Source organism: Vibrio breoganii (genome assembly GCF_001677275.1).
In the GTDB taxonomy this organism is placed as follows: Bacteria; Pseudomonadota; Gammaproteobacteria; order Enterobacterales; family Vibrionaceae; genus Vibrio; species Vibrio breoganii.
Window position 1 is genome coordinate 841760 of sequence record NZ_CP016178.1, and the last position, 19774, is coordinate 861533.

1 protein-coding gene is annotated in these 19774 nt (G+C 45.3%); it reads right to left on the reverse strand.

Going from position 1 to position 19774, the window contains the following annotated elements:
* Positions 1-199: 199 nt before the first annotated feature.
* Positions 200-19483 (reverse strand): retention module-containing protein, encoded by a 19284-nt coding sequence (locus tag A6E01_RS16800; protein ID WP_065210774.1) that lies wholly within the window; start codon positions 19481-19483, stop codon positions 200-202.
* Positions 19484-19774: the final 291 nt, after the last annotated feature.

Sequence of the window (19774 nt, forward strand, 5' to 3'; positions counted from 1 at the left end):
ACAAGTAATCGAATCTCTGGAGCGTGATATTGCGGGGACCTACAGACTGGGTATCCAATCCCTTGTGATGCAATCAGTACTTTCAGTGTAATACTGTTTTGAAAGAGTTAGTGTGACAAATAAAGCTATTGGCCGACAAGCGGCCAATAGTTAATCAATTTACGACAAATTAGTTGAATATCTGCGTGTCACGACAGCATCAGCTACCGTCATATTTAAATACCTGACTCTCGAACATGGCCGTCAACAAATCTTTACTCGGATCAGCACCGTAATCCAACTGACTATTCAAGCCCTTCACGACAATGGACTGCTTCTCTGTATCTGGCGTCGATGAGAAATCAATTTGCACATCTTCGTTGTTGCTAAGAAGCGTCGCCGTTAGCTCTTGATTGACTGAGAAATCTTGCAACAAGGAGTCTAGATCCGTATTCGTCACAAGCTCATCAAGCACACCCGTTAGGTCAATGCTGTCCCCTTCGATTAGATTGAAGTCAGTGATCACATCTTGCGCGCCATCATCTACATCAGTCCAAACAAATAGATCGCCGCCCAAACCACCAGTGAGGATATCTGAGCCTAAACCGCCAATCAGCGTATCAGCACCATCTCCACCAATAAGCTCATCGTCACCGCTAGTGCCCGTCAGCACTGTGTTTTCATCTCCATCAACAATAGTGGTTGGCACAGACTCGGCAGAAGCATCTAGAGGATCACCGTCCGCCACCACATTGGCAGCATATGAAATGACCGATGAATCAGCAGAATCCAATTCTGTTACTCCATCAAACTCTTTAGATACGGCGACTACATCAAAGGTTACATCAGAAGCAGGTAATGTATTAGGATCAGTCACGATAACGGTCGCATCCGCAAGAGCGGCAATATCCAACACCCAAGTCCCCGCTTCACTTCCAGGGTCAGCATTACCTGCACTGGATTCAACGGACAAGGCCGCATCTAAGCCACGAACTTCGACGGTAAGAGTTTCGCTCGCATCGGATAGCGCTGCCATCAAGCCTAGCAGTGGGATCCCTCGAGCGATCAGCGCAGACTCAGAAATAATGGTGTTCAGACTCCTTTGATTGGTGCTATCTAGGGTTAAGGTTGGCGCGTTAGCCACGGGATTAATCGTGATAGTGATGCTATCACTGTCTGACTCAATGGAACTGTCATCACCAAACACGCCAGCATCAGAGGTCGTTACGGTTAATTGAGCACTGTCGCTCCCCTGAGGGTTAGCATAGAAAACACCATCAGTAGCCGCTGATTCTGCCAGCACTGCATTGACATCATCAATAGGCCCACTTATCAATACGCTACTAGAATTGTTATCTGTGATAGTGACACTACCATTACTTGTCACTACGTTGATGCTCCCCACATCGACACTCAGGGTCACTTCAATCGTGCTATTGGAGAACATGCCAGAGTAATCCACATCGCTTACTTGGATCCCTGTCACCTTAACCTCAGCCCCTTCATCTACAGTGACGTCGGTAGGCAAAGTATTTACAGGCGCATCATTGGCGGCAGCAACCTCTATATCAAAGGTTGTTTGTGCTGATTTAGGGTCACTAGGCGTAGAGAAGTTACCATTGTCTTCCACCAGCACAGTTGCCGATACCGTACCGTAAAAATCCACATCAGGCGTGAAATTAACACCATTTGCAAGAGCTGCATTGATCTCAGCAATGGTGCCCGACAGTTCGACGCTTGCGGCAGGCAGTACTATTGTCTCAATCGTCACACCAAAATCGGTTTCAATGTCGGTAAGAAAACTCAGCACACCAGAATCCACAGTGATAGTGACATTGTAAGAAGCGGACGGATCGTCAGCCTCATCGACATCAGAGATCTGAATATCAGTGATTAGAGTATCAGTATCTTCTAAACCGGCTTGAGTAGAAATATCGCTGATTTCTGGTTCATCATTGACAGGATCTACCACAATGTCGAATGAGGCATTATCAGACAGTGGTCCACCACTGCCTTGGTTTCCTCCATCATTAACGGTCACTGTTGCAGACACGGTTCCAACAAAATCTTGTGATGGAGTAAAGATCACTCCGCTATCTAGCAGTGTATTAATATCAGCCGCTAAGCCGGTAATCACGACCTTGCCGTTGGTAATATCAATCTGGCCTGTGAAGACATCTTTTGCCGCCTGAGCAAAATCAAGATCACCATCAGTAACATCGATGGTAACGACATAGTCTGTTGAAGCATCACCTAACAAATCAGGGTCATCAATCTGGATGCCAGTAATTGTTGTAGCGATGTCTTCATCAGTATTCACATCTGCAGTGCCAGTAACAACAGGCTCGTCATTGACTGGATTTACCTCGATATCAAAACTGGTTTGATTAATATTTGAGGTTGTTGAATCCCCAGCATCAACAATGCCACCGTTTGAACCATCGTCTACAGTCACAGTGACAGGTACGGTTCCGATAACATCGTCCCCTGCGGTGAACTCTATGCCACTTGCTAAGGCAGCGTTGATGTCTGCCAAGGTACCAGTTAGCACCACTGTTGCACCTGTTACCGGTGTTACCGTTACACCTGAAGGCGCAGAATCGAAGCCAAAACTACCTAACCCTGCATCTACCGACAACGTCACGCTAATTTCTGCATCAGGTGCTTCTGATTCATCAATATCACTTATCTGAATAGAATCAATCAGTACTGTACCTTCTTCATCCACCGACGTGTCATCTATAGGCGCACCAAACACTGGCTGATCGTTTTCAGGTTGAACATTAATAATAAACTCTGCGCTGTTATCATTTGGTTCACCCACAATTCCGGAGTTTCCACCGTCATCAACGGTAATCGTTGCTTTCACATCGCCATTAAAGTTTGCATCCGGATTGAAGCGAACACCATCCGCCAGAGCAGCATTAATATCGGCAATGGCTCCTTTCACCTCGATACTGGTAGCAGGGATATTCGATGCCGGGTTCAAAGTAATATTGAACAACCCTTCGGCACCGTCTTGGAAGTTTATCAACCCACTTTCCACTGTAATGGTGAAAGTGTATTCCGCCGTTGGGTCATCGGCTTCATCCACATCAGAAATACTTAGGTTGTCGATGATATATTCGTTATCCTCGACGGCATCTATTTGCTCAATCCCACCAAACAACGGCTGGTCATTGACCGCATCTATGCTGATATCAACCACTTGCTCGGATATTGGGCCTGTATACTCAATATTGTTAATATCGTACTCAACAGACTGAACCTGCACCCTAATCTGCGATGGGTCCCAGCTGACAGAGTTATTATCCCCTGGATTAAAAACAATATTTTCTAGCTCTTGTGCATCTACATCAATTGTCCAGCTGCCATCACCATTGTCGGTAAATAAAGTACCATCAGACAAACTAATACTTGCACCATCAGGTACATCGAGCACGGTGATACGTAGAGTTTCCGGAGCATTCTCTTCATAATCAGAGCCACTACCATTGCCGGATAACGAATATTCATCATCGACGATATACGCATTAATTGGGATCTCAATATCTTCGTTTTCAAGCCCAGTTACCGCTGTGGCAATATCAGTATCCACCTCGTCTGCCTCAGGGTTAACCACGAGAGTGAAGTTAGCCGTATGCTCAACCGGAACCCCCAATAGTTTTTCTTGGGTAAAGACAATAATGTCAATATCTACAGTTCCACTGAATTGTTCAGCTGGGGTGATTTCGAGATCAGCAAATGAAACCTCAGTAACCGATGGGTTATTTAGCTGTATTGTCCAGAAGCCGTCACCGTTATTTTTAACCACAAACCCATCAGGATCACTTTCATTAGTAGAGCCCACCAAGAAACCAATTGGAACCCCTGAGAGTCTTATCGAAACGAACTCTTCTGACCCATCATTGTCCTTAAGTTTGATGCTAAATGGTGTACCCTGAACTTGGTCAAGGAAGATAGGCGTGTCTTCCGCACCCGTAATAACAATCTTATTTGACCTATCACCGCCTTCGACAAGGATGTTATCAACAACAGGTACCACCTCAAACGAAACCTCACCGTTAAATGGTTTTCCAGAATCCACGTTGGACGGGTGATCGTATCCTGCTGTCTCATCAAAAACAGTGGTGTCATTGATGGTTCCAGAAATGGTCAGTTCAACGATATTATCGTTATCACCTGTAGGGAAGTTCTCCGCAGGAATGAACTGAACATCCTTTAAGAAGTCATCGATAGCCGTTGGATTCGCCGGATCGTAAGTCAATGTATAAGAACTTACCTCGTTGCCATCAGGGTCTATCAGTACACCCTCTGTCACATCTTTCAACGCAATAGTGACCGTTTGGAAGCTTTCAACACCACGACCAGAGGCCGTATCAAGATCTGTTGACTCTACCCCAACCTCTAGGTGAATAACGCCATCCTCATAAGCAATATCGTCTTGATAAATTTCGGTATCAGTGGCGCTATTAGGGTCAAGCGGTTGGAGGTCTTGATTAAGCCCACTTGTGCCTTTTACAACCGCAGACACCACTTGAGAATCTTCCACCACAGGTGATATTGCGACAGGGATAGTCAAGTCATGATATTTTTCATCACCAGATTCTGTATCTGTGGTAATAGCAGTAAATTTGAGAGCAATGTCACCGGCATAATCTTCTGGTGGAATAAGAATGAGGTTTTCTAACCCAATAATATTTCCAGATTCATCGACTCGGCCTTGGAATACGTATTGTCCGTTGGTGTAATCAAACTCAGCACCACCAATACTAAAGCCTTCAAGTTCTGATTGTGCAAACACCAACGTAAAGATGTCAGCTACATCATCTTTGATGACTGTAGTGGCTAGTATCGCCTTGTCCATAATTTGCTGACCCAAGTCAACGTTAGTATCTTCAGTACCTAAGACAATGTCATCAGGGTCTCTGTTCTCAATAATAACCGCAGCTATCGAGTCGGCGGCAGTGACATTTTCTGGGAAACTTAACGTGACATCTGTTGATTTTTGAACGCGAGCGCTTTCTTCTCCATCCTCGCCTTTGTCATAGACTAGCGCGGTGAAAGTGATGGTTATTTCAGAAAAAGCGCTATCTCCATCATCAGGGATCTTAAGACCGCTTGGCGCTACGATAGTGAAGTCTTCTTCATTGGTTACGACCCACTTACCATCGCCGCTATTCACAGCACCAACAATAACTAACTGGTCTAGAATCTCTTGATCCAGAGTATTGAAGTCAACCACCAACTGTTCACTAATTTCGTCCGGATTTTCATCCAGTTCTGCTTGCTCTTCAGGGGTCAGGGTTGCATTTGGATCATCGGCTAACTTATCTAGCGCATCTTGCTCTGCTTGTGTGATATCGAGGTCTTCGAAGTTAACACTGTAAGCATCGTCTTTTGCTTCATTGATAGTAAAATTAACCGCACCATTAGCATTAGCAACAATTGGGTTATTAATGTCACCTGTAACCTTGTCGTCTAAGTCTGTAACAAACAATATGGCATCAGACTCAACAACCGGACGCACCACAACGTCTATCGTGCCATTAATAATGGTCGTAGCGGAATCCTCAAATTCACTTTGACCGTCGGTAAATTCAAAATCGTCCTCAGTGACTTCTACCTGTACATCTAAGGTGAAATCCCGGCTGTCATCTTGTGGAGGTTTCACTTCTACTTTGCCAGAGCCATTAAGTAGATCACGAAGTCCGTTTGTTTCTGAAATAGTAATTTTTCCGTCTGCACCCACACTTAGCACTGTGCCATTAACACGAACCTCTGATCCTTCTGGGAAGCCTGTAATGGTCACTAGTTTAATCACCTCGTCAGAGTCAGGGTAATCATCTCCTGTTGGTCGCCAGTCAATCTCAATAAAGGTGTCTTCGTTACCAGTAGAAGTGCGCTCATAGCCATCTTTAGCATCAATGACTGGTTGTACTTTTATAACAATATCGCCTTCGATAACCCGCACATCACCATCATTTTCAGTGACGACCAAGGTCGCTTTAAGATCGATATTGCCAGTAAATGAAGGAATAGGTCTTAAAATTATTCCTGTATCAACACCAGCCTCAGTTAGGTTTGCTTGATAGATCGGACCACCAGCATCATCGTAACCAACGAACACAAGGTCAACTGCCTCCCCGTCTTCATCAAGCACCATCACGCCATCTGGGATATTAGAGATTAAAACCGATAATGATTCGGAATCATCATCAGGAGAGTCAGCAAGCTCTCCGCTTATGACTTTAAAGCTCAGCGGTATATCAGTGTCCTCATCAACCAAAGTTTCGACACCCGATGCTTGGCCACTTGCATTGATGATTGGTTGCCAAGTATCACCTAATCCATCAACACTGATGGCAGGGAAATCCGCCACACCTTTGAGATCGACAATAAGCTGACGAGCATCGAGTACTCTGTCATCAGTTATGGTTACAAACGTTCCATTGCCTGTGACTTCATCTATCGATTCTAATTGCTGTGTATAATCGCGAACAATGCCGGTAACGGTTAGCTCAAAATCTACGTTACTTTGAGTAAATGGAATGAATTCAACAAACTCCAGTTGGTCGTAAGGAATCTCATAAACACCATCGGCAACCTCAACAATTTGACTGACACCACTGCCAATCCAATTTAATGTCGCTAAGTTTCCATTGCTGTCTGCTAGGTTGGATATTTGAACAAACAGTGCTTCTGACCCATCTGTATCTAATGATGGGTTCATTGAGATGTGTTGACCTAAGGTAGTCGTTGTATCTTCGTCGATCTCAATACGAGTGACGTTAAGCGTACCCTCATCCGCTATAGGGTTCACATTGATAGTGAAATAGCGTTCTTCCGAGCGAGCTTGCGGCACTTCTGCATTTGGATCGCTCTCGGTCGTAATAGCAACAACCTGAAGCTGAATGGTACCACTCCAGTCGTCCGCTGGATTAACAGTCACTTTACCTATATCATCCGCAGATATAATGAACAGACCATTCTCATCAGGGGTTTGCACGACTCCATCAATAAGTAACTCCTGCCCAAAATCATCCACAAAGCTCACTTCATAGGTAATGGTTTCAGAGCTATCTTGGTCTTGGGTTTGCGCTAGAATTTGCAAGACAGCATCATCACCATCTTCATCTACAGTCACTTCAAAGTTGCCCGCAGACGGCTCCCAAGTCGCAGTATCCGCGATGGCTTTGACCTCTACGGTAAGACTGCCATCCAGCGTTTCACTAACAGCGTTGTTTCGATATACCTCTACACTAAAGTCATAAGTGTAATCTGTTCCTTCCGAGCCTTGGTGACGGGCAGGAACAAAGAATAAATTCTCAACTAGCCAGTTTTCATTGTCGACGGTCGATGTTTCTAATAGAGCTTTACTGAGAATCACCTCACCGCTCACAACCGGTAGAACGATGTAGTTCGCACCGTCGAAGTAATAAAAATCACCCTCAGCAGCATCTGCGCCTGTGATAGTAATAGCGCCGAGTTGTTCGTTGTTATCAAAATCTCCGGTATTGACCGCAATGTTGACCTTGATCGGTGCATCACCTGCTGGCAGGTTATCCTGTGCGTTGGTATCACCTTGTGTGACGTTACGCCCCGCATCCTCTGTACCACTTGCTTCAGATAAGGTGATCTCAGAAGTAATGTCATCCACTGTGATAGTCACAGGATTAGTGTCGGTATCACCGTCACTATCAGTCGCAGTAACATTCACATCGATACTGACTGAATCTCCCCCCTGTTGCACATCATCAGCTGCTGTAAAGCGAATACGACCATCAGGGTGGACCTCAATGACACCCATAAGCAGAGTGGTATCGCTAGGATTTGCAGGGTCACTACCATCGCTATAAAGATCGAAGCTCTGGAAGCCACCAGAGGGGTCAATATTTAAGGTCGTGTTACCAATCGTAATTTGAGTTAGCGATCCGTCGTCGGCGCCATCAGTGTCAAGCCCGCTTTGTTTCAGCACATTGACTGTGCTCGCATCATCCCCTTCCACAACTGATATTGACTTGCTCACTACCTCAGGTACGTCATCCACAACATTAACCACCAAAGGCTTAGGAAGTGAATTATCTCCATCCATATCCTGCACATAGACAGGAAGGTTAATACTTAAGGTATCGGACTCATTTGCAATGGGATGATCAATCGCTCGAATGAGTTCAAAATCAAATCGACCAAAGTCAGGGCTGCTCAGATCATTATTAATCTGTAGTGAAAGGATATCGAGCGTTTGCCCGTTGATTGTTGCAACTCCCATATAACCGCCAGTGACAGCAATAAAAGAGATAGCAACACCCTGATAAGTGAGAGGGAACAACTGAGTCTGGCCGCCATTGTCCACATAACTTGCAGTGACACTGGCAGTATCTATATAAAAAGCTTCTACATCATCAGTGCCTTTAAGGAAGGTCACTGTAGTGTTGCCATTCTCTAGGTTTCCATCAGGATCATTACCACCTTGAATTGGAGGCGCGCCAGTATCTCCTTGGTCAATATTACTTTCTTGCAATGTCAGTGAAGGAGTAAGGTCAACGAGAGGATCATTACCATCAGAGATTTGGATGTTAACATTCGCAGAACTGACATCGCCATCAGTATCGGTCGCATCTACCACCAAGGTTAATTCGTTAATATCTGAATTGTTGTTGTCTTGCTCGAGCGCCTGCAACTGTTCAATCGTATAGGAGCCATCAAGATTGACCGTGGCCGTTAACACTACATCGGCACTATCTCCAGCGACATGAACCGTGAGCATGGTTCCATCAGCATTAAGTACAAGCTCTACTCCTTTGTTGTTACTCACAAGGCTTGTCCAGGCGCTATCAGTTAATACATCTGCATTGAACTTAACAGAGGCGACGGCATCAATTCCTTGCACTAAAGCGATAGCGCCACTGACTGGGTCTGCATCCGCATCTAAGATAACGTTCTCATCCACTGATTCGGCTTGATCAGTAGACCTTGGGTCCGTTCCATCTTCGATGTTAATCGAGATCTCTTTAGTGACCGTATCGTTATCCGTATCTGTCGCTTCTACAGTGATACCCAGACGGTTAAGATCGTCAGAGGCTAACTGGTCCAAGGCTTCTAGTTGTTCAAAGCTGTAGTTACCATTGATGTCTATACTACCCACAAATACCGGTGTTTCATTGGCATCATCGGTCACTAAACTAAAGCTTTGCCCATCGACACCGATAACCACTTTTGTCGCCATTCCATTTGAGGTCAAAGAGTCCCAGGCAGCTTGCTGACTCGCCGAAAGAGAGAAGATCACTGAGGCAATATCATCAGCGCCTTTAGTAAGGCCTACATCGCCTGTGACCGGAAAATCAACCACACCGACGATATTATCTTCGTTCCACTCAAGTACAATGGGGTCTTCGTTAAAAGTCAGATCCGCACCATCGTTGATACGAACTCGAGCAACGGCATTGGTAACATCACCATCAGAATCTTCAGCACTCACTCGAATATTAAGGTTGGATCTGTCTTGATTTCCCGATTGATCAATCGCTTGTAGTTGCTCAACGGTGTAAGTGCCATCCATGTTCAGTTTCATAGTTAGAACAATGGACGTTGGGTCCTCTTCTAAAAAGACGGTAATTAAGGAATTATTTTCAGTAAGGGTCCAATCGGTGGCTTTACCATTACTGGTCACGGCGCTTAGGTTGTTCTGTTGATTATTGGTAGGGTTATACTCTAGGCGCACTAAGGCATCACTGCCTAGCGTCAATTCCAAATCACCCGTAACGGGTAATGCGTCTGTCCCTATATCATCATCACTAAAGGTAACGCGACGACTTCTGAGACCAATATTAGTGCCATCCTCGATGTTGATGTTGATGGTACTTCTTGTTTCATCAAGGTCTCCATCAATAGCCACTGTGCCTACTGAGAGCTCTGTTAGATCAGAGGCGGGCTGATCTATCGAGTCGAATTGCTCAATAACATAGTTGCCGTCGATGTCCATGGAGATAGACAGTATGACTGTGCCATCTGCAAGCTGTAGCTCCAAAGAGCGCTCACCTTCTACTAAGTTGGTATCCTGCCCATTGCTAGTGATAGCTTCCCAAGCTGTGCGCTGGTCTGTTGTTAACTCAAAATCTAAACTTGCAAGGTCATCAGGCCCCAAGGTAAGACCAATATCACCGGTTATTGGCTGAGTACTGGTACCGACTTCATCCTCATTCCAGCTTTCCGTTTGATCGCTTGAAATAACATTACTGCCGTCATCGATAGTGACCGTTATACTGGAATTAGTCACATCCCCATCAGTATCGGTGAATACAACTCCCGCACTTAGCAGGGTTTGATCGGTTCCATTATTGTCTTGATCGACCGCTAAAAACTGCTCAAGTTGGAAGGTGCCATCGGTATTTAAGGTCAGTTGCAAAGCAACAACGTTATTTACGCTCACGATTAAGCTTTGTGCATTCTGCTCAAATGCTGTCGCCTCTCCGTTCACCGTTATTGCTTGCCATGCGGCCAATTGATCTGCCGTTAACTCAAGAATGGCTGTGTCTATGCCATCACTGCCTTGATAGTTCAGATCACCCTCAAAAAGATAGCCGGTGTCTCCTATCTGGTCTTCATTCCAGCGCACATCGGCTGGGTCTGTGGTGATAATCTCACCGTCACCAATGGTAAAATCTAAGGTAGCAGTATCTGTGTCACCATCCGTATCCTCTACCTCAACGCCTAGCGTAAGCTGAGTAATACCTGAATCATCCTGATCCAGTCCTAGGAATTGCTCAATGCTATAGCTACCATCGATATTTAAGCTGACCACCAATACCTCAGTGCCATCAAGCAAGGTAACGCGGATCTCTGTAGCTGTAGCGGTAAACTCCGTTTGTTGTTCATTACTGGTGAGTGCTTCCCAAGCATCTGTTTGTGCTTGGGTTAACGTGAAGCGCATCTGGGCGATATCATCACTACCAGAGACAAGATCCACATCGGTGAAGATAGGGAAAATGACTGAAATATCATCTTCACTCCAACTCTGACTGTCATTACTGATCACCGGATCATCGCCATCACGAATAGTCAGAGCAATATTGGCGCTTGCTTGCGTACCATCAGAGTCAGTGGCTGTCACTGGAATATTGAGAAGCAGTGCTTCTGCATCGGTATGGTCAAGGGCTTGAAACTGAGTGACAGTATAGTTGCCGACCAAATCATTAATTTGGATCTCAAGAACCTTATTAGATGAATCGCCAGCAATAAATACGGTTAACAAGGTCCCATCAGCGGATAATGAAACCTCGGTACTTTGATCATTAGAGACTAGACCAAGCCAATCGAGGTCCGAAGTGACATTGGTATCGATTCTAAACGTTTCAAGGGCATCGACTCCGGCAATCACCTCTATCACTTCATTAAAGCTTTGCTGGCCTTCTATTTCGACAAAATCTACCGCAGCATCGTTAACGATAGGGTCCTCGCCATCGTATATATTGATGCTAATAGTTCCCGTATCACTATCATCATCAGTATCGGTTACGATAACGTCAATCTGCAAAGCCACAGGCTCAGTATCACTAGGCTGATCAACGGCATCGCTTTCAATAAGAGTGTAGCTACCATCACTGTTTAAAGTGATTTTCAGCACCTCGTTGCTGACATCTCCGCCTTTGTACACAATGAGCTCATTTTTTTCGCTATTGAGTTGGAGTTCCGTCGGCTGATCATCGCTGGTTATGGCAGTCCATGCAGGATCGGTAAGCACAGCCTCATCAAACTGAACGCTGACAATATCATCGATACCTTTGGTTATGTTTAATGCGCCATTCATAGGCATACCATCATTTCGCTCGATAAAGCTCAATGTACCGTCGGTAATTTCAGGATCAGCACCATCAGTAATCTTAAGTACAATATCGGCTGTAGAGGTATCGCCATCAAAATCTGTTGCGATTACCCCTGCCATCAGTTCATTGATATTGGTGGCTAAATCTTGATCTAGAGGAAGGTTTTGAGTAAGGGTAAAACCACCCGTCGAGTCTAGAGTCAGTTCGAGAACAATGGCATCGGGATCACTGTCTAAAGAGACAACAATCGAATTATTAGTCACTGTTATCGTTGTTGCTTCATCATTACTCGTCAGCCCAGTCCATACTCCGTCACTGGCAATAGCTGAATCGAATTCATAGGTTTCTATGGAATCACTACTTGGCGTAAATAGGATTTCGCCATTAGTAACCGTTGGCAGGCCTTCCTCTTTGACATTGATATTGGCATCAGCACCTGTTGGCGCTACCGCATCATTAATGGTGATATTGATGTTTGCAGAGCCCGAATCGCCATCAGAGTCTTCAGCCAATACAGGAAGCACCAAATCATTGATGTCTGTGCCACTGTCTTGCTCTATGGGTCTGTGTTGAGTGATGTCATAGTTGCCGCCGTTGTCGATAGTCACTGTCAGGACAGGCTCAGCTGAGCCAGCGCCGACCACCGTCAGGGTTTTACCATCGTTAGAAAGACTGAGCGTGACGCTCTCCCCCTCACTCATCAAGCCTTTCCAAGCAGTAGAGTCTAGAACCGCAGGATCGAACTCAATGCTTTGAATATCTTCACTGCCAGCAGTAAATGAAATGGTACCGTCAGCCGTTTGTTCACCGGTAGTTTCTGTCCATTCAACATCACTATCAACGCCACTTGGATCATTACCATCAGTGACATTGACGGTAATATTGGCTGAAGTGGTATCAAGATCGCTATCGGTTACATCAACAGGAATCAATAGGCTAGTCAGGTTGTTAACGTCTTGGTCTAGGGGCTCACGCAGGTCTATGGTGTAAGTGCCATCAAGATTGACGATTACTTGCATCACTACACTGCCATCACCCAGTGTCACGGTTAGCGTGTCATTTACACCAGACTGAGACGTAGAAGACAGAGCAACACTGGTTTCAAAACCATTGCTGGTCAGGCTTTGCCAAGGGCTTTCGCTATCAATTACCGAGTCATTGATCTCAACTGAAGTAACCAAATCACTGCCCGATATTAGGGCAAGGTCGCCTTCAAAAGGTTGCGCAATTATATCGCCTATGTCGTTCTCGGTAATGTCAGCAATATCGCTACTCAGACTTGGATCACTGCCATCTTGGATGGCAAAACGGATATCAGAGCGAGTCTCATCACCATCGGTATCGGTAATCACCACTCCGATATCAAGCAACAATTCATCTGGATTAATTGGATCGTTCCCATCCTGATCAATGGCAGCGAACTGTTCAACACTGTATGTACCATTTGTGTTTAGTTGCAGCTCTAAGACGATATCACCCGAAACCGTGGTCACTGATAATGTATTTGAGGTCACAGCAAGCGTGGTCGCTTCTCCATTACTGGTAATGGCCTCCCATAGGGCTTGTTGATCATTCGAAAGATCCAGTGCCGCATCGGCGATGGCATCACTACCGTCATAGCTCAGGTCACCCGAAATAGGCAATACATTCGTGTCCCCGATGCTGTCTTCGTTCCAACTATCATCACCAGGGATAATAGTGAACTCATCGCCATCGTTAATGGTGATATCAATCACAGTCGAAACAACATCATTGTCCGTATCGGTAACAACTACTCCGACTTGAAGCTCAGTGAGGTCATCAACCTGATCTAACGCCTCCAACTGAGTCAGTGTGTAATTTCCAGCGGCGTCTATGGTAAGGGTTAATACTGGAGTGCTATCTGCGAGCTGCACTGTAATACCCGTTGCTGTAATCACTAATTGGGTTGGCTGGCCATTACTGGTGAGAGATTCCCAACCGTTTTGTTGCGCTTCACTAAGAGTAAGAGCAACAGTCGCTATGGCGTCACTCCCTTGAATCAGGTTGATTGAGCCCGTATCGGTCGCATTACCATCGGTGACATCATCTTCATCGAGTTCAATAGCACTTGCTGTAACCGTGGCATCCCCACCGTCAGTGATTTTTAAGTTGATATCGACCGAACTAAAGTCTCCGTCAAAGTCTGTGCCAATAACGGGAACAACTAGGTCGCTAATATCATCTTGTGTAAATTGGTCTAACGCGGCATTTTGCAGCACGGTGTAACTGCCGTCATCACTTAGCGTCAATATCAAAACATCGACTGTACTCGTACTAAGAGTCAGTACCTTTCCAGATGCATCTAGCGATAGTGTGGTTGGCTCTCCATCACTGGTTAGCGCACCCCATGTAGGATCTGTCACTACGGTGGAATCTATGGTTATTGTTTCTACGGCATCTGAACCTGGCACAAAAACAATGGTGCCATTATTTGTTTGACCACTTTGCCCAGTTTCTGTGTATTCCACTGTGCTTGTTTCGGCTTGCGGAGCCACGTTATCTTGGATATTGATTGTGATATCTACAGAGCCTGTATCTCCCTCTGAATCACTGGCTAAAACAGGTAGAGTGAGTTGGGTAAGGTCTGAACCATCTTGCTCTATAGGTAGAGTCTGAGTTACCTCAAAGTTGCCATCATTATCAATCGTTACCCTAAGCACCTCAGCGCCAGAGGCATTAGTCACTACCAAGGTTTTTGAATCTGTTAATGCAAGGGTTACACCTTCTCCATTTGAGATAAGGCCTAACCATGTACCATCATTGATTACCTCTGGATCGAAAGAAATATCAGCAATCTCTTCACTGCCTGGCGTAAAGACCACTTGTCCCTCTGCCATCACAATGCCGGTGGTCTCTTGCAGGGTGACAGTGTCACCTACACCACTGGGATCATCACCATCATTAATGGTAATCACAACACTAGCACTGTTTGAATCGCCATCTGCATCATTAGCAGTAACCGGCACAGTAAGGTCTATTGAGTCACCCGAAAGCTGATCTACCGGCGCTAGCTGGGTGATTTCAAAGCTACCATCGAGTTTGACTAGTATTTCGAGCACTGGGGCATCGTTATCACTGCGACTCACAATCAAGGTATCAAAAACACCCGTTTGCAAGTTAGAGATAAGTTCGAGACTCAATGCTTGACCATTGCTAGTGAGTGCGGTCCATATAGGGTCTAGTAGAATGCTGTCATCAATAACTATCGATTCAACCAGATCACTTCCTTTAACCAGCGCTAAATCTCCGGTAATAGGTTGCGTGTCTGGATCTCCAATATCATTCTCATCTAGTGTCGCTGTGGTATCGGTGATACTCGGATCATCACCGTCAGTGACAGGCATAGATATAGTGGTGGCACTCACGTCGCCATCAGTATCCGTAACATCAACAATCAAGGTGAGATCATTGATATTGCTATTCACATCTTGTTCTAGGGCTTGCAACTGCTCGATTATGTACGTGCCGTCAAAAGAAACGGTCGCTTTAAGAACTACATCATTTAGGTCGCCTGCAACATGAACAACCAATGTTGTGCCATCTTCGCTTAAGGAAAGCTCGGTATCGCGATTATCTGAGGTGAGAGCCAGCCAAGTGGCATCACTGAGCACACTGTCGTTAAACTCGACACTAGCGATGGCATCCACACCCTGACTCAATAGAATATCGCCAGCTTCAGATGACGGGATGTCATTTTCATTCAATGGTGTTGAGACGTTACCTGGCCTGCTTGGATCCATACCATCATTGATGGTGATATCAATAACGGCAATATCCGAATCGCCGTCGGCATCGGTCGCAGTCATTGTTACTGAAAGCAGATTTTGATCGTCTACAGGTTGGTCAAGAGAGAGGAATTGGGTGATGGAATAGTTACCATCAAGTCCAACATCTAGGCGCAATACCTCTGTAACGTTATCTGTCAGCGTTAGGACTAAACTCCCATCAACAACACTTAGGTTGGTGGCTTGGCCATTACTCGTTAACGCGTCCCAGGCGGCTAGCTCTGCCGAGGTAAGAGTCACACTTATAGATTCGACGATATCACTGCCAACACTCAAGCTAAGAGAGCCGGTTTGCTCAGTGTTAGTACTATCATCAAACAGCTCTACCACACTGTCTGAAATAACCGGATCATCACCATCTAGAATACTGATAGTGATCGACTCTGTTACGGAGTCGTTATCCGTATCTGTTACTACAACCGGAAGGGTTAGCGTAAGGGTGTCATTGGTATTGTGCTCAAGTGCCTGAAATTGTGTAACCGTATAAGTGCCGTCTGCATTAACTTCAGCCTGAAGGACTACATTGCTTGGATCGCCTGCGATATAAACAACAAGCACATTGTCAGTAACTAGAGTCTCCGTATTCAAATTATTACTGAGCAAACCGGTCCACTGCGCGTTTGCCTCTACTGCCGTCTTATCAAATACCACCGTATCGACATTGTCGCTACCCATCGTCACAGCAACCGTTCCGCTAACAGAAATCTCACTTCCCGCTTCATTGATATTCGGAGCAACACTTGGAGTTAGGCTTGGATCCAAACCATCGGTGATATTGACGTTAATATTGGTTGAAATGACGTCATCATCGGTATCCGTCAAATCCACCTGCAGTGTCAGCATTAGCTGCTCCACTACGGAGTGATCAAGGGCTTGAAATTGAGTCACGCGGAAATTACCAGCTAAGTCTAGAAGCTCAACCTCCAACACAACATTCGCAGAATCTCCAGCGACGAACACAGAAAGCAAGGTTCCATCTGCGCTTAGCGATAATTCTAGGCCTTGATCGTTGCTGACAAGACCTGTCCAATCAGAGTCACTAAGCACAGCCTCATTGAATACAATGCTATCAATCGCATCTGCACCTTGATCAATTTCAAAATGATCGATAAAGGCTTGCTCTGTGGATTTCTCTACAAACTCAACCGTCGCATCACCTGCGCTTGGATTTGCACCATCAAGAATGGTGATCGAAATATTTGCTGTGGTAACGTCATCATCGGTATCAGTTACCACTACAGGAAGGGTTAATTCAATATCCAGCGAGTCATCGTCTTGATCAATAGATTCAAACTGCTGGATTAAGTAACGCCCTCCAAGACCTATAGTTACCTGAAGAACTGGCACCTCTTGTGCTGGTAAGGGGTCTGAAACAATGTAGTAAACGGTAAGAACGTTATCTTCTAACCTAAGCTCTGTATTAATCCCATCTGAGGTAATACCGGTCCAAACCGGATCGTTGAGGACGGCAGGGTCAAATACAACAGTGGCAATATCGTCTGAACCTTGATCAATTCTTATCGTTCCTGCGGCATTGCGCAGCCCATCTTCAAGCTCGGTAAATTCGACACTGGAGTCTTGAGCACTTGGGTCTAAGCCATCGTTCACTTTGATAGTAATGACTTCATTGCCAGTATCACCATCATAATCTGTAGCTATAACCGTGATGGGCAGCTCTAACAGGTTATCTAACGGGTGATCTAGAGCGGCATTTTGTACCACTGTATATAAGCCATCGGTGTTGACCGTAATAGTCATCACCACTTCGCTTGGGTTACTAATGGTTGTTAGAGTCAATACCGTATTATTTTCTGAAAGAGAAACATCTACCGGCGTATCATTCGAGGTCAAGCCGTTCCAAATTGGATCGGTCTCTGTGGATGCAGCAAATTGCACGGTTTCAATAGCATCACTAAAGACAGTGAAGTCTATCTGGCCAACGATAGTCTGTCCTGCGTCCCCCGTCTCAACATAATCAACTTCACTCGGTGCGCCCTCTGGGCTAGTGTTATCGCGGATTACTATATTGATATTTTCAGTGACTGAATCACCATCAGTATCTGTAGCTGTCGTCGGTAAAACCAGTCTTAAAACGTTATTATCCTGCTCAATAGCGCGGTATTGTGTCAGGGTGTATTCGCCACTATTGTCGATAACCACTTCTAGAACTGGGTCACCACCTACGGTGGTTACGGTAAGGGTTTTCCCATCTTCAGAAACGCTTACGCTGGTTGCTTCCCCGTTACTTAGAATGCTAGTCCAGTTAGAGTCTGTCTCTACAGTCGATTCGAATGAAATGTCAGCAAGATTATCACTGCCTTTAGTGAACTCTATGGTCCGAGTTTGGCTTTGTTCTCCTACAATCTCGGTGTAATCAAGCAGGCTTGGTTCACCCGTTGGATCTGCTCCATCCTCGATAACCACCTTTATGGTAGAAGGTGTCGCATCACCATCGAAATCCACTACATGCACAGGTATATCAAGTTCAGTTAGATTCGTAGAGTCCTGATCTAGTGGCTGTTTTAATGTGGCGATGTAGGTACCGTCAATATTGACAACAATTTCTAGAACGACGACGCTCGGTGTATCGGCCAGCGTTACTACTATCTTGTCGACGATAGGGTTGGAATCCACATCAACTTGCGAATCTGACGTTAACGTCACACTGGTTTGCAAGCCATTAGAGGTAAGAGAAGACCAGATAGGATCGCTCAATAGGGCGTCATTAATGGTTAAATATGCTGCGGTATCACTTCCTAAAGAGAGTCCTGTATCACCATCAGCAGAATTAGCACTAACCTCTTCCCCTTCACTGATAATGGTCGTATCCGTGGCGACAACTGAATCAAAACCAGGGTTGTTTCCGTCTGCGATAACGGTTCTAAACGAAATAGGATCAACTAACTCAAATCCACTGGAGTCCTTACCCGTAATGTCGAACTCGATATTCAGCTTATCATCAGAGACTGAAATGTAGTCGCCGCTAAAGTCGATATGATCAATAGGTCCTGAAATCACCGTAGTGACCACTAGGTCGATGCCGTTTTCTACTGGATTTGGGGTGATGGTAATAGAAAGAACTTCCTCACCATTTACAGAGCCAACGATAGCATTTGCACTAGCGTCATAGATAAAGGAAACCGCTTCGCCCGCAGAGGTAATATTGGCATTAAGCTCGGCAAGCACTTGATCAATATCCAGCGGAGCCACTTCAAAACTTGCTACGTCTAGTTCAAATGTCGCTTGTTCTATGAAGAAAGAGCCGACAGTCGTTTGTGGGTAGGTACTTTGAGAAAGAGAGCCCTCGACAAGTGCGGTAGCGATACTTCCCCCACCTTCGGCAAAGTTAATGGTTAAACCGTCGTCGTCTAGCGGCAGCAGCTCTTGAATGAAGGCATCAGTTTGAAATTGAGTCTCTGGATGGGTTTCTATGTAGTTCATTTCGACGGTAACAAACCCGTCGTTGGCAGCATGTTCAGCGTTAACGTTTTTTCCGGCAGCGGCGGCTTCTAACGCATCAGAGGGGTCCTCACCGTTCAAGATGGCTTGTTGCACTAGCGCGATGTCTTGCTCGGTGTACTGCGCTTGTTCTTGCTCAAGTTGTAATGCGACATCTGTTTGAGATGAAGCTAACTGACTCGCTTCATCAGGGCTAACACTAGCGACACACACGGCACAATTTTGGTCAAATATCTCAGCCTTATCGCCATACTGAACCATGACTTTGGCATTTTCACCAATTAAAAGTACGTCACCCTTTTGTAAGGTGTCGCCTTTCTTAATACCTCTCGCGGCGCTTGACGCATTTATGACAATAGCCTTGCCGTGAGTCTCTACAACAGACACATCTGTGATCAGTACTTGCTCTTCCATAGCCTACATCCTTGTTTCCGCCTCGACATTCCTTAATCAAGGCAGTACTGCTAACATTGGAACATTGCAAACACGTTCCTTTTTCACCTTCATAACATTCTAGCAACTTACCGTCAATTTGGAACCTTTTTCCCCTATGTTAGAAGGTAAAAATTGTGTTCCAACTGTAATTCTACGAAAAACAGTTACATCTTGGTCAGTATTCATAAAACAGCTTTTAAATTAATGAGTTATATCTCTTATAAAAAGTAAGGAAGTGACAATAAAAGAGCCCTAAACAACACAAAAGAG